General features: G+C 69.8%; 12 protein-coding genes and 3 tRNA genes. 6 read left to right on the forward strand and 9 right to left on the reverse strand.

Features of this window, described 5'->3' with window-relative positions:
• Positions 1–2: 2 nt before the first annotated feature.
• Together FK219_RS08165 and FK219_RS08170 are read right to left on the reverse strand one after the other, a co-directional pair.
• Positions 3–79 (reverse strand) — tRNA-Met (locus FK219_RS08165).
• Positions 80–114: 35 nt separating this feature from the next.
• A tRNA-Thr gene (locus tag FK219_RS08170) sits at positions 115–186 on the reverse strand.
• 138 nt (positions 187–324) lie between these two features.
• Here FK219_RS08170 and FK219_RS08175 point away from each other — a divergent pair.
• Positions 325–2037 carry a glycoside hydrolase family 13 protein gene (locus FK219_RS08175; RefSeq protein ID WP_152583622.1) on the forward strand — a complete coding sequence of 571 codons (1713 nt, stop codon included), beginning with the start codon at positions 325–327 and terminating at the stop codon, positions 2035–2037.
• 28 nt (positions 2038–2065) lie between these two features.
• Here the strand turns inward: FK219_RS08175 and FK219_RS14115 are convergent, their stop codons facing one another.
• From FK219_RS14115 to FK219_RS08195, 4 genes are all read right to left on the reverse strand, one after another.
• The gene (locus FK219_RS14115; protein WP_152583623.1) at positions 2066–3391 is read right to left on the reverse strand and encodes a M23 family metallopeptidase; all 1326 of its coding nucleotides are present in this window, start codon (positions 3389–3391) and stop codon (positions 2066–2068) included.
• A gap of 180 nt (positions 3392–3571) precedes the next feature.
• The gene (locus FK219_RS08185) at positions 3572–4390 is read right to left on the reverse strand and encodes an inositol monophosphatase family protein (protein WP_152583624.1); all 819 of its coding nucleotides are present in this window, start codon (positions 4388–4390) and stop codon (positions 3572–3574) included.
• Between the two features lie 3 nt (positions 4391–4393).
• Positions 4394–4475, reverse strand: a tRNA-Tyr gene (locus tag FK219_RS08190).
• A 91-nt stretch (positions 4476–4566) separates the two neighbouring features.
• Positions 4567–5415, reverse strand: a complete 849-nt coding sequence (locus FK219_RS08195) for a lytic transglycosylase domain-containing protein (RefSeq protein ID WP_235923843.1) — start codon at positions 5413–5415, stop codon at positions 4567–4569.
• A gap of 6 nt (positions 5416–5421) precedes the next feature.
• Here FK219_RS08195 and FK219_RS08200 point away from each other — a divergent pair, with 6 nt between their 5' ends.
• The 5 genes from FK219_RS08200 (at position 5422) to FK219_RS08220 (ending at position 9750) form a co-directional block, all read left to right on the forward strand.
• Positions 5422–5910 carry a YajQ family cyclic di-GMP-binding protein gene (locus tag FK219_RS08200; protein ID WP_152583625.1) on the forward strand — a complete coding sequence of 163 codons (489 nt, stop codon included), beginning with the start codon at positions 5422–5424 and terminating at the stop codon, positions 5908–5910.
• A gap of 6 nt (positions 5911–5916) precedes the next feature.
• Positions 5917–7134, forward strand: coding sequence for an MFS transporter (locus FK219_RS14120; protein ID WP_152583626.1), 1218 nt, complete (start codon positions 5917–5919; stop codon positions 7132–7134).
• Between the two features lie 9 nt (positions 7135–7143).
• Positions 7144–8631, forward strand: a complete 1488-nt coding sequence (gene cls / locus FK219_RS08210; RefSeq protein WP_152583627.1) for a cardiolipin synthase — start codon at positions 7144–7146, stop codon at positions 8629–8631.
• 32 nt (positions 8632–8663) lie between these two features.
• Positions 8664–9074 carry a DUF1801 domain-containing protein gene (locus FK219_RS08215; protein WP_152583628.1) on the forward strand — a complete coding sequence of 137 codons (411 nt, stop codon included), beginning with the start codon at positions 8664–8666 and terminating at the stop codon, positions 9072–9074.
• A 205-nt stretch (positions 9075–9279) separates the two neighbouring features.
• Positions 9280–9750 (forward strand): type IV toxin-antitoxin system AbiEi family antitoxin domain-containing protein, encoded by a 471-nt coding sequence (locus tag FK219_RS08220; protein ID WP_152583629.1) that lies wholly within the window; start codon positions 9280–9282, stop codon positions 9748–9750.
• A gap of 51 nt (positions 9751–9801) precedes the next feature.
• On the opposite strand, the gene FK219_RS08225 is transcribed toward FK219_RS08220, so the two are convergent.
• Genes FK219_RS08225 through FK219_RS08235 form a run of 3 tightly spaced genes read right to left on the reverse strand, consistent with a single transcriptional unit; the run spans position 9802 to position 13097 of the window.
• Complete coding sequence (locus FK219_RS08225; protein WP_152583630.1) at positions 9802–11151, reverse strand: FAD-dependent oxidoreductase; 1350 nt, start codon at positions 11149–11151, stop codon at positions 9802–9804.
• Between the two features lie 55 nt (positions 11152–11206).
• A complete protein-coding gene (locus tag FK219_RS08230) occupies positions 11207–12271 on the reverse strand; it encodes a polyprenyl synthetase family protein (protein ID WP_328821649.1) in 1065 nt (354 codons plus the stop codon).
• A 31-nt stretch (positions 12272–12302) separates the two neighbouring features.
• On the reverse strand, positions 12303–13097 hold the full coding sequence (locus FK219_RS08235) for a class I SAM-dependent methyltransferase (protein ID WP_328821650.1): 795 nt from the start codon (positions 13095–13097) through the stop codon (positions 12303–12305).
• Between the last annotated feature and the right edge of the window lie 38 nt (positions 13098–13135).

The raw sequence follows: 13135 nt of genomic DNA on the forward strand, positions 1-13135 counted from the left end.
ATTGGTAGCGAGGGCGGGACTCGAACCCGCGACACCACGATTATGAGCCGTGTGCTCTAACCACCTGAGCTACCCCGCCGGGTAGGCCTCCCGCATTGTGTGCGAGAGGGCCAGGGCCCCGAGTCAGGATTGAACTGACGACCCCTTCCTTACCATGGAAGTGCTCTACCACTGAGCTATCGGGGCGCGACCGTAGAGCCCGTAAGGCGCAACGGCACCGCAACAGATTAGCACCATGATTCCGGCTGTTCTGCACCCCGGGTGCACGGCAAGCGAGGATGGAACCGTTTCCACATGGGGCGCGTTGGCCGTATCGTGTTCGTCATGCCTCACGAGAACACCGCGACTGCCACCCTGCCCTCCGGGCACCCCCGCGAGCTGGCTTCTGCCCCGGGCTCCGAGTGGTGGCGCTCCGCCGTCATCTACCAGATCTACCCGCGGTCCTTCGCCGACGCCTCGGGCGACGGCATCGGCGACCTCGCCGGCATCACGCAGCGGCTCGAGTCGCTCGCCAACCTCGGCGTCGACGCCGTGTGGCTCTCCCCCTTCTTCCGATCGCCGCAGAAGGACGCCGGCTACGACGTCTCCGACTACTGCGACGTCGACCCCATCTTCGGCACCCTCGACGACTTCGACGCCCTGCGCGACCGTGCGCACGAGCTCGGCCTGCGCGTCATCGTCGACCTCGTGCCCAACCACTGCTCGAGCGAGCACGAGTGGTTCCAGGAGGCCATGGCCGCCGGCCCCGGCTCGCCCGAGCGCGACCGCTTCATCTTCCGCCCCGGCACGGGCGACAACGGCGAGCTGCCGCCCAATAACTGGCACTCCATGTTCGGCGGCCCCGCCTGGACGCGCACGACCAACGCTGACGGCACCCCCGGCGACTGGTACCTGCACCTTTTCGACAGCACGCAGCCCGACTTCGACTGGACGAACCCGTGGGTGTGGGAGCAGTTCCGGCAGATCCTGCGCTTCTGGCTCGACCGCGGCGCCGACGGCTTCCGCGTTGACGTCGCCCACGGCCTCATGAAGGCCGAGGGCCTGCCCGACATCGAGGAGGCCGCCGAGGAGGACAGCGAGCTCGCCGAGGGCCTCATGGGCTCCCTCGAGGTTCCCTACTGGGGGCAAGACACCGTGCACGCCGTCTACCGCGACTGGCACGCCGTGCTCGCCGAGTACGAGGGCGACCGCGTGCTGTGCGCCGAGGCCTGGGTCGAGCCGCTCGCGAAGGCCGCGCTGTGGGTGCGCCCCGACGAGATGCACCAGGCCTTCAACTTCTCCTACCTCGCGACCCCGTGGCTCGCGCCGCGCTTGCGCGACGTCATCACCGAGTCGCTCGAAGCCTTCACGGGCGTGGGTGCGCCGAGCACGTGGGTGCTCTCCAACCACGATGTGGTGCGCCACGCGAGCCGCCTCGGCCTCGCCCCGTACGCGGCCGGTCCCGGTGCCGGCATCGGCCCGTCATCGCCCGAGAAGCCGGATGCCGCTCTCGGGTTGCACCGGGCGCGTGCAGCCACGGCGCTCATGCTCGCACTGCCGGGCAGCGCCTACCTCTACCAGGGCGAAGAGCTCGGCCTGCCGGAGGTCATCGAGCTCGACGACGAGTACCGTCAGGACCCGTCGTTCCACCGCACCGGCGGGGAAGTGTACGGGCGCGACGGCTGCCGCGTGCCGATCCCGTGGGAGCCCGACGCTCCCGCCTTCGGCTTCAACACGACCGGCGAGAGCTGGCTGCCGCAGCCGGAGACGTTCGCGCGGTTCGCGCACGCCGCGCAGGCCGACGTCGAGGGCTCGACGCTCGAGCTCTACCGTCTCGCGCTCGCGCTGCGCGCCGAGCACGGCTTCGGCCTCGGCACGCTGACCTGGCTCGAGGGGTACGCCGACGAGGTGCTCGCCTTCCGCAACGGCGGCGTCACGGTCATCGCGAACCTCGGCGATGCTCCCGTCGAGCTGCCGGCCGGCGAGGTCATCCTCGCGAGCGACCCGCTCGAGGCCGGCGCCGTACCGAGTGACACGACCGTGTGGGTGGCCGCCTGAGGCTACGCCCGACTACCGGGCGTTCGTCCTAGCTCGCGTTCGTCGTGAGCCAGGCGAAGGGGTCGATCTCGATGCCGTCGATGGCGATCTCGAGGTGCAGGTGCGGCCCCGTGGAGAGCCCCGAATTGCCAACCGTGCCGACGAGAGTCCCCACCGGGATCTCCTGCCCGACCTTGAGTGGCGAGCTGTCCCACTCCATGTGGGCATACAGGCTTGTGACCCTCTGCCCGTTGATCGTGTGCGAGATCTCGACTCGGTAGCCGTACGACGTGTACTCGCCGACGCCGGTGACGACGCCGTCGGCGATCGCGTAGATGGGATTGCCCCCTCCGCCAAGCATGTCGAGGCCGCGGTGGTAGGACGAGCAGCCGAAGCAAGGGGCAACGCGGTCGCCGAAGCCCGAGCTGATGGGCACCGGATTCGGGAACGGCCACCGCACAGCACCCGTGCCGTTGGTCGAATACGAGAAGTTGCGAGTACCGTACTTGAGCCGCAGCATCTCGGCGTACGAGGTCACCGACCAGTCGTCGCGACTCGCGACCGGGGCGGCAACGCTCTCGGTCGGGGCGATCTCGAGCACCTGGTCCTCGACCATCTCCGGCGCCGGCTCGGCGGCGGCGGCCTCGGTCGACTCGAGCTCGTTGGTCGGGATGGCGGCGTAGGCGGCCGACGCCGGCTGAGCATCCGGATCGAAGAGGGCGCTGGGGTGCACGGAGGTGCCGATGAGAAGCGCAGCGGCCGCCGCCATGACGACGGGCGGGAAGGTCTTCTGGGCGACCCGCTTGCCGAGGCGGGTGCGGGCGGGCGCTGACGCGGTGGCGGGCGGGCGGCTGGCCGGGGTGCGCGTCGCCACGCTGCGGCGACCGCGCGATGAGGCGGGATGCACGGGGCCGACCACGGCGGACGGCTCGGGTGCGCTCGGTGCTGACGCGGTCGGTGCCGTCGCGACCGAGGCCGCCGCGCTCGAGGCCGGGCTGGCCTGCAGCGCGGAAGCCTCGGCCGCCGTGTCGTCGACCGCGTCGAGCGGTGCGGTCGCCACATCGGCGGGGTCGATCGGAGCGGGAGGCGCGGCGGGCGAGGCAACCGCAGGAGTCGCGCGTGCATCGGCCTTCGCGCGACGGTCCTTGCGGCCACCGGCACGACCGCGGCGCCGCGAGCTCGACTTCTCCGCCTCGCGCAGAGCGCGACGGCTCAGGGGCGCGGGGGTCGTGGAGACGGCCTCGAGCGGAACCTCGACAGGCTGTGTTGCCGGGGATTCCTCACCAAAAGTGAAGCCGAGAGATTGCAGGGTTCCGGGGAGGGCGGTGGCGTCCGTTTCGGGGGCGCTGTTCCGCGGCTGCAGCTCGTCTGTCACGGGTATCGGTAGGCCTTGATCACATCTCTAGTCGGGTTCTGGGACTCGCACGTGGGTATTCGACCGTCTCGGAAGGAGGCAGGGTCAAGCTCCGCAATTATCACGGATTGGTAAAGACTAACCGGTTCACGGCGATTCGACCAGTCCGTGAAACGAACTCGCAGGCTTCGCGCACGACACTCATGACTGCTCCGGCCCGTCTGCTGCGACCTCGAGAAGCAGCGGTTCGAGCAGGGCGGCCAGCTCGGGGTGGGCCGCGAGCAGGAACGCCGTGCTGGGCCGCGGCACCCCGAGCCCGCTCACCCGCGCGCCGGCCTCCTCGGCGATGAGCGCGCCGGCCGCGTGATCCCACGGGTTGAGCGTGCGTTCGAAGTAGGCGTCGACGCGGCCCGAAGCGACGGCGCACAGGTCGAGCGAGGCGGTGCCCATGCGGCGGATGTCACGTACGCGAGAGAGCAGGCGGGCGACAACCGCGCCCTGCTCGGCGCGAATAGCTGCGTCGTAGGCAAAGCCTGTCGCGAGGAGGGTGCGCTCGAGAGAGTCGGGGCGGGAGACGCGCAGCGGCTGCTCGCCGAGGAACGCTCCCCCGCCAGCGGAGCCCGTGAACAGCTCACCCGTCGCCGGGTTGATGACCGCGCCCGCGAGGGCCGTCCAGCTTTGCGGGTCGGGCTCTCCCTCGACGACCGCAATGCTGACGGCGTAGTGCGGGATGCCGTAGAGAAAGTTGACGGTGCCGTCGATCGGGTCGACGACCCAGGTGAGGCCGCTCGTGCCGCCTCCGCCCCCCGACTCCTCGCCGAGGAACGCGTCGTCGGGGCGCAGCTCGAGCAGCCGACCGCGGATGAACGACTCGGTGTCGCGGTCGACCTGCGTCACGACATCCACCGAGGAGGACTTCACGTCGGCGACCTCGACGATGCCTCGGCGGGCCTCGGCGACCCGCTCTGCCGCCTCGACGGCGATGCCGCGGGCGATGGCGAGGAGCGAGGTGTCGGTCATGGGTGGCGAGTGAGGGATTCGAACCCCCGAAGGCTGAGCCGTCTGATTTACAGTCAGATCCCTTTGGCCGCTAGGGTAACTCGCCGGGTGCGCGCCCGACCGATGTGGTCATCGAGCGGAAGCGCGAGTCAAGGATACAAGAGGTACGAGCCTCGTGTGACCATCGCGAGGCGGTCTCACGGCACCGCATCCGCGGCGGCCTGCGCGTAGAAAGCGGAGCGCGTCGCGACGGCGTCGAGGTAGCTGCTCGCCGAGTTGTAGGCGGCGATGCCCGCCCGCCACGACTCCTCGTCGCCGAGGGTCGGCGTCGCGCGGCACAAGTAGTTGGCGGCGGCGAGCGACGCGTCGTCGATGTTGTGCGGGTCGGCGTCACCGTCGCCGCTCGCGTCGACGAACCAGTTGGCCCAGCTGCCGGGGATGAACTGCATGGGCCCGACGGCGCGGTCGAACTCGTCGTCGCCGTCGATGGCACCGTCGTCGGTGTCGGGGATGAGCGCGGTCGTCGACCCGTCGAGCGCGATGCCGATGATGGGCGGGCTCACGGTGCCGTCATCGGCGATGGATGCTCCGCCATAGCTGCCGTGCCGCGACTCGACCCAGCCGATGCCGGCGAGCGTGTTCCAGCCGAGGTCGCAGTCGGGTCGCTCGCCGTTCTTCGCGATCGCGGCGCCCGCGTAGGCGGCGAGCGCCCGCTCAGGTATGCCCGTCTCGGCGGCGACGGCGGCGAGCCACTCGGGGTCGGCCAGGCCAGCGACCCCGGCGCGAGTGGGCTCGGAGGCCCCGGGCGGCACCTCGGCTGGCGCTGCCCAGCGCGGTGCGGGAGCGGCCTCGGTCGGGGCGGGTGGGGCCGCATCCCCACCGCCGCCGCGCGGAGCGAGCACAAGGGCGATGAGGAGCGCGAGCACGACACCGCCCGCGAGCAGCCCGCCGATGAGCGTGGCGAGGGCGCGGCGCGAGAGCATGCGCCATTCCACCATGCGCACCTGGCGCGAGTCCGACCGGCAGCGCGGGGTGGCGGCTAGCATGGGCGCATGGCTGATTCCTCATTCGACATCGTGAGCAAGGTCGACAAGATGGAGGCGGAGAACGCCGTCAACCAGGCGCAGAAGGAGATCGCGCAGCGCTACGACTTCAAGGGCGTCGGCGCGTCGATCGAGTGGAGCGGCGAGAGGCTGCTGCTCAAGGCGAGCGCCGAGGAGCGCGTGAAGGCCGTGCTCGAGGTGCTCGAGTCGAAGATGATCAAGCGCGGTATCGGCATCCGCAGCCTCGATACGGGCGAGCCGTACGCGAGCGGCAAGGAGTTCCGCATCGAGGTCGGGCTCAAGAACGGCATCTCGAGCGAGGACGCGAAGAAGATCGCGAAGATCATCCGCGACGAGGGCCCGAAGAGCGTCAAGAGCCAGATTCAGGGCGATGAGCTGCGCGTGCAGTCGAAGAGCCGCGACGACCTGCAGTCGGTCATCGCGCTGCTCAAGGGCAAAGACCTCGACGTGGCGCTGCAGTTCGTCAACATGCGCTGACATGCCGTGACGGGCACCTTCGGCGGTCACCCGCGTGGCAGCCGGGAGTACAGGCGGCTTCTCGCCGCGCTCTTCATCGCGGGCGTGGCGACCTTCACGCAGCTGTGGTCGGCACAGGGGGTGCTGCCGCAGATCGCGCGCGACCTCGAGGTCGGGCCCGCGACGGCCGCCCTCACGGTCTCGGGCACGACCGCGGGGCTGGCCGCCGCGGTGCTGCCATGGTCGTGGGTCGCCGATCGCATCGGTCGCCTCGCCGCGATGCGCATCGCGCTCGTCGGCGCGAGCGCTCTGGGGCTGCTCGCGCCGCTCGCGCCGAGCATCGAGCTGCTCGTCGGAGTGCGCATGGTCGAAGGTGTCGCCCTCGGCGGTCTCCCCGCTGTCGCGCTCACCTACCTGAGCGAGGAGGTCGACCGGCGGCATGCGGGGGTCGCCGCCGCGACCTACGTGGCGGGAACGAGCGTCGGCGGCCTCACGGGGCGGCTCGTGGCGGCGCCGGTCGCCGAGCTGAGCGACTGGCGCGGAGGGCTCGCCGTCGCGGCAGCCGTCGCCGCGGTCGCGGCGGTCGTGTTCCTTCTTCTCGCCCCGCGGGCTCGCGGCTTTCAGCCGGGCACGGTGCGGGGCGCGCGTCACATTGTCTCGGTCGTGCGCACGCTCTCACGAGATCGCGTCGTCGTGGCGCTGTGGCTGCAGGGCGCGCTCCTCATGGGAGCGCTCGTCACGATGTACAACTACCTGGGCTTCCACCTCGAGGAGGCGCCGTTCGGGCTGCCGCCCGCGGTCGCGTCGCTGCTCTTCACCGCCTACCTCGCCGGCACGCTCTCCTCGCGCATGGCGGGCGCCCTCGTAGACCGGGTCGGCCGACGAGGCGTGCTTCTCGCCTCCGGCGCCCTCGTGCTCGTGGGCGCAGTGCTCACCCTGGTGCCCGTGCTCGCGGTCGTCATCGTGGGTCTCGTCGCCCTCACCGCCGGGTTCTTCGCCGGCCACGCCGTGGCCTCCGGGTGGATCGGCGCGCGCGCGAGCGTAGGGCGAGCACAAGCGACGAGCATCTACACGCTCAGCTACTACGCCGGGTCGAGCGCCGCCGGCTGGCTCGGCGGCGTGCTGTTCGTCGTCGGCGACTGGCCCGCCGTGGTGGCGCTCGTCGTGGTGCTCGCGATCGCCGCGCTGCTCGTGGCCGGCGTCGCCGCGCGCGAGCACCCGGCCTCGTCCGATGCCGCTCAGTAGACTGCGCCCATGAGCGACCAGATCACGGTCAGCGGCGCCGGAGCGATCGCCGCCGCCGTGATCGCGGGGCTGCTGCTGCTGACGATCGTGACGGTCGCGCTCGTCTCACTCGTGGTCGTGCCGCGCAACCGTCGGCCGCAGAGCGCGCTCGCCTGGCTGCTGCTCATCTACATCCTGCCCATCGTCGGGTTCCTGCTGTTCCTGTCGCTCGGCTCGCGCCGCCTGCCGAGACGCCGGCGCGAGAAGCAGGTGGAGATCAACCAGTACATCCTCGACACGACGGCCGGCATGGATCAGGTCTCGACGAACGAGCCCTGGCCGCCGTGGCTCATGCCGATCGCGCAGCTCAACCGCAATCTGGGGTCCATGCCGCTCGTGGGCGGCAACTCGGCAGAGCTCATCGCCGACTATGCGGAGTCGCTGCGAGCGATGTCGGCGACGATCGATGCAGCGACCCGCTCGGTGCACGTCGAGTTCTACATCATGTCGGTCGACGAGGAGACCGCCCCGTTCTTCGACGCCCTCGCGCGCGCGGTCGCGCGCGGCGTGACGGTGCGCGTGCTGTTCGACCACGTCGCGTCTGTGCGGGTGCGCGGCTACCGACGCATGCTGCGGCGGCTCGACGCGATCGGCGCCCAGTGGCATCGGATGCTGCCGGTGCGCCCCTGGCTGGGCCAGTATCAGCGGCCGGATCTGCGCAACCACCGCAAGTTCCTGATCGTCGACGGCCGCGTCGCCTTCACCGGGTCGCAGAACCTGATCGAGCGCACCTACCACCGCGGCCCCCACTGGTCGGGGCGTCTGGAGTGGAAGGAGCTCATGGTGCGCTTCGAGGGGCCGATCGTCGCCGGTGTCGACGCGCTGTTCGCGACAGACTGGTACAGCGAGACCGATGAGCTACTGCTGCGCGAGACCCCCGCCGTCGTGGAGGCGGACCCGACGCGCATTCTGGACGCTCAAGTGGTGCCGAGCGGGCCGGCATTCGAGGGCGAGAACAACCTGCGGCTCTTCAACTCGCTGCTCTACGCGGCGCAGGAGCAGATTCAGATCTGCTCGCCGTACTTCGTGCCGGACGAGTCGATGCTCTACGCGATCACGACAGCGGCGCAGAGCGGGCTGGACGTGCAGCTCTTCGTGTCGGAGATCGGCGATCAGCCACTCGTCTTCCACGCACAGCGCTCCTACTACGAGGAGCTGCTGCGCGCGGGTGTGCGCATCTGGCTGTACCGAGCGCCGACGGTGCTGCACGCCAAGCACTTCACGATCGACGACCAGGTGGCCGTGATCGGCTCGAGCAACATGGACATGCGCTCGTTCAGCCTCAACTTGGAGGTGTCGGTCATGGTGCGCGGAGCGAGCATCATCAGCGACTTGCGCGCGATCGAGCAGTCCTATCGCGACAACTCGCGTGAACTCACTCTCGACGACTGGATGCGCCGCCCGCGCCACATGCGCATCTTCGACGACCTCGCGCGCGTGACGGCGACTGTGCAGTAGCCCCGGCGCGGCCGCGAGCGTAGGGTGCCCCCATGACGCAGAAGACGCGACCGACCGACGTTCCGGTCGAGGAGTTCTTCGCGACCCTGGACGCTCGACGCAGCGCGGAGGGCGCTGAGCTCGTGGAGGTGTACCGCGCCGCCACGGGCGCGGAGCCCGTCATGTGGGGCCCGTCGATCGTGGGATTCGGTCAGTACACCTATCGCTATGCGAGCGGGCACGATGGAGTCTGGCTGCGCACAGGCTTCTCACCGCGCAAGGCCAAGCTCTCCCTGTACGGGCTCACCGAGCACCCCGACTCGCCCCTGCTGCTCGATCGCCTCGGGCCGCACACCGCCTCTGTCGCGTGCGTCTACGTCACCCGACTGTCGGCCATCGACCTCGACGTGCTGCGCGAGCTCGTCGCCCTCGGCTGGACGACGACCGCGGACTCCGCCGTCTGACCACACTGCACCTCTCTCCGCCTTCCACAACTTCGGAGCGGCGCCGGCACGGTCACCCGAGTTCCTTCCATTCCGAAGTTGTGGAAGGGGCGGAGGCCTGGGTTCGTTCCGTCGCGCGTCCTCCCCACGTGCGTCTGCACGTGGCGCATCCCCTACGGCGTTCTCGCGGCACCAGTGGCACACAACCGGCACCAGACTCCTCGTCGTGCGCGAATTCTTCACCTTCGAGGACTGCATCGCCCATCACGGCGGGATCATGTCTCGCGCTGAGCTTCTGCGCGTCGGCTGGACCTCTCACGATGTGCGCATCGGCGTGCAGTACGGCTGGCTGCATCGGCTCTGTCGAGGCTGGTACGGATCGGTCGATCTGCCTGCAGCCGTTCGCGCCTCCTGGGCGCACGGCGGGCCACTCGCCTGCGTGAGCGCGCTCGAATACTTGGGCGCGATCAGTTCTGCCGGCATTGAGGCTCCACCGCACGTCTGCCGTCCTTCGCGAGGGCATCGCCTGCGGTATTCAGGACCAGCGGTCGTGCACTGGTCCGACGCTGATGCAAACTCGGGAGATCGCTGGTGCGTCTCCCTCGAGGCTGCACTTCGTCAGGCCGCTCTGTGCGCACCCGAACGGATGCCCGAGAGCACGAGGCCCGGAGGTGAACCAACGCAGTGGTCGTTCTGAGAGGACACCGCATCGCCGCGGCGCCACATCTCGGGCGCGCGACCGGCATGCTCAGTCGCGGGAGATGCGGATCATCTCGTCGCGCGGCACGACCTTGATGCGCTCGCGGCCCTGGTTCTCGCCGAGCGCCACCTCGTGGGCATCGAGACGGTGCCAGCCGTCGAGATTCGTGTACAGCACCCCTCGACGATCGAGCAGGTCGGTCACCGCCTGCTCGGCGGGCTCCGCGGGAGACCACCACGAGCTCTGATCCTTCACGAGGTGCTGGATCGTCTCCATCGCGTCGCTCTTCGTGTGGCCGATGAGCCCGACCGGGCCGCGCTTGATCCAGCCCGTCGCGTACACGCCCGGCACCTGGTTGTTGTCGTCGCCGAGCACCTGGCCCTCGTGGTTCGGGATCACGCCGTGGCGCTCGTCGAACGGGATGCCGTCGAGCGGCGAGCCGAAGTAGCCCACCGCGCGATACAGCGCACTCACCTCGACCTCGCGGAACTCGCCCGTACCGCGCACGCCGCCCTGGCCGTCCGGCTCGGTGCGCTCGTACCGGAAGCCGCTCACCGCGCCATCCGTGGTGAGCACCTCCACAGGTCGCGCGTAGAAGTGCAGGTGAAGGCGCCGAGACGCACTGCCCGTCTCGCGTGCGCGCCACTGAGTGAAGATGCGGTCGATGACCGTCAGCTGCTTGTTCGACGTGATCGCGTCACGCGAGGCAGGGTCGTAGTCGAAATCCTCCTCGTGCACGATCATGTCCACGTCGCGCAGCTCACCGAGCTCTCGTAGCTCCAGGGGCGTGAACTTCACCTGCATCGGGCCGCGGCGGCCGAACACGTGCACATCCGTCACGGGCGAGGCCTGCAGGCCCGCGTACACGTTGTCGGGCACCTCCGTCGGCAGCAGATCCTCCGAGTGCTTCGCGAGCATGCGCGCCACGTCGAGCGCCACGTTGCCGTTGCCGATGACCGCCACCGACTGCGCCTCGAGCGGCCACTCGCGCGGAACATCAGGATGCCCGTCGTACCAGCTGACGAAGTCAGCGGCACCGTAGCTGCCGTGCGCATCGATGCCGGGCATCTCGAGCGGAGCATCCCGCACCGCACCCGTCGAGAAGATGACCGCGTTGTAGTGCCTCTTGAGGTCGTCCAGCGTGATGTCGGTGCCGTACCGCACGTTGCCGAAGACGCGGATGTCACCCGAATCCAGCACCTCGCGCAGCGCGTTGACGATGCCCTTGATGCGCGGGTGATCCGGGGCCACCCCGTAGCGCACGAGCCCGTACGGTGCGGGCAGCTGCTCGAACAGGTCGATCGAGACCTCGAACGCCCGCTCGTGCTTGAGGAGGATGTCGGCGGCGTAGATGCCGGCGGGGCCGGCGCCCACGATGGCGAGCCTGAGCTTGGTCATGAGAAGTAGAGCACTTTCTGGATCGGCGGAGGCGGCGGAGCCACGGGGATCGAGACTACTTGCTGCGGTCGACGACGGCTTCCGCGAACTTGGTGAGGGCCTTCGTGACCGGGCTCGGCGGCAAGGGCGCGAGGGCGGCGACGGCGTCATCCGCCCAGCGGCGTGCCTCGTCGAGCGTCTCCCCCGTCACCGGGTGCGCGCGCAACTCGGCGATCGCCGCGGCGAGCTCCTCCTCGGTGCCACCAGCCACGACGTGACGCTCGATGCGGTCCAGCAGGTCGGCAGCCCCCGGGTCGCTCTGCGCAGCGCGGCGCAAGTAGAGCAGAGGCAGGGTCGCGACGCCGCTGCGCAGATCGGTGCCCTGCGCCTTGCCCGTCTCCGACTCCGGCTCGGCCAGGTCGATGACGTCGTCGATGAGCTGGAAGGCGACACCGATCTTCTCGCCGAAGACCACGACCGGCTCGGCGTACTCCTGCGGCGCGCCCGAGAAGATGACGCCCATCTGCGCGGCCGCCGAGATGAGCGACCCCGTCTTGTCGGCGAGCACCTGAAGGTAGTGGTCGATCGGGTCGTCGTCGAGACGCGGGCCCACCGTCTCGTGCAACTGGCCCAGGCACAGGCGCTCGAACGTGTCGGCCTGCAGCTTGATCGCGCCCTCACCGAGACTCGCGACGAGCTTGCTCGCGCGCGCGAACAGCAGGTCGCCCGTCAGGATCGCCACCGAGTTGCCCCACACGCTCTGCGCGCTCGGAACCCCGCGGCGCATCTCCGCCTCATCCATGACGTCGTCGTGGTAGAGCGAGGCCAGGTGGGTGATCTCGATCGCCTGCGCCGCCGTGATGACCGCAGCGTTGTTGCCCTCGCCCAACTGGGCGGTCAGAAGCGTCAGCACGGGGCGGATGCGCTTGCCCCCCGCCTCGAGAAGGTAGCGGGACGCGACATCCGCCATGTCATCGGCGAAGCTCACCTCGCGCAGCAGGCCCGCCTCGACCTCCGCGAGACCCTCCTCGATCGCGTCGGCGAAACGCCGCTCCTCGCTCGAGGCGAAGAGCTTCTCGCCGAGGCCGAGCGACGCGCTGAGCGTCTTGCTGCGGCGGGCGAGGGGAGTGCCGTGGGTCACCGGATCTGCCGATCTGTCGAGAGGAAGGAGGCTACAGCGCCGTGAAGGACGACGACACGGCCGCATCGGTCGAGGTGCTCGACTCGGTCGAGCGTGCTCGGCGCTGAGCGACGGACGCGCGGATCGCCGCATTCGCCGGCTTGCGGCCACGATGCAGGGCGACGACGCCCGTCGTGAGGTTACGGTACGCGACTCGCGTGAATCCCGCACCGCGCAACCACTGGCTCAGCCGGGTCTGGTCGGGCCAGTCCTTGATCGAGTCGAAGAGGTAGCGATAGGCCTCGGGGTTCGAACTCGCCGCACCCGCGACGAGAGGCATGACGTAGCGCAGGTAGGCGAAGTAGCCCGCGCGCACGACCCCGACGGGAGGCCGCGAGAACTCGCAGATCACGAGACGCCCGCCCGGCTTGAGCACGCGGTACATCTCGGCGAGCGCCACCTGGGGGCGCTGCACGTTGCGCAGGCCGAAGCTGATCGTCACCGCATCGAACTCGTCGTCGCCGAACGGCAGCTTCTCGGCATCGCCCTGCACGAACTCGAGGCCCGGGTGCCGGCGGCGGCCCTCCTCGACCATGCCCTGCGAGAAGTCGAGGGCGATGACCTTCGCGCCCGACTTCGAGAGCGCCGCAGCGCTCGTGCCCGTGCCCGCCGCGATGTCGAGGATGCGCTCCCCGGGCTGCGGGTCGACCGCCCGACCCGTCGCCGCGCGCCACAGGCCCGCGTTGCCGACCGAGAGCACGGCGTTCGTGCGGTCATAGCCGCGCGCCACGCCATCGAACATCGCCGCGACCTCGCGCGGCGTCTTCGTCAGGTCTGCCCTCGTCACACACCGAGTCTAGTGAGCGCTCACCCGGGGTTGACCGT

Source organism: Microcella pacifica (assembly GCF_009371975.2).
In the GTDB taxonomy this organism is placed as follows: domain Bacteria; phylum Actinomycetota; class Actinomycetes; order Actinomycetales; family Microbacteriaceae; genus Microcella; species Microcella pacifica.

Bases quoted from the DNA above. Each gene is read 5' to 3' on its own strand.
- FK219_RS08225 (WP_152583630.1), bottom strand. From the start codon at position 11,151: ATGACCAAGCTCAGGCTCGCCATCGTGGGCGCCGGCCCCGCCGGCATC.
- FK219_RS08185 (WP_152583624.1), bottom strand. From the start codon at position 4,390: ATGACCGACACCTCGCTCCTCGCCATCGCCCGCGGCATCGCCGTCGAG.
- FK219_RS08175 (WP_152583622.1), top strand. From the start codon at position 325: ATGCCTCACGAGAACACCGCGACTGCCACCCTGCCCTCCGGGCACCCC.
- cls (WP_152583627.1), top strand. From the start codon at position 7,144: ATGAGCGACCAGATCACGGTCAGCGGCGCCGGAGCGATCGCCGCCGCC.
- FK219_RS08215 (WP_152583628.1), top strand. From the start codon at position 8,664: ATGACGCAGAAGACGCGACCGACCGACGTTCCGGTCGAGGAGTTCTTC.
- FK219_RS08200 (WP_152583625.1), top strand. From the start codon at position 5,422: ATGGCTGATTCCTCATTCGACATCGTGAGCAAGGTCGACAAGATGGAG.
- FK219_RS08195 (WP_235923843.1), bottom strand. From the start codon at position 5,415: ATGCTAGCCGCCACCCCGCGCTGCCGGTCGGACTCGCGCCAGGTGCGC.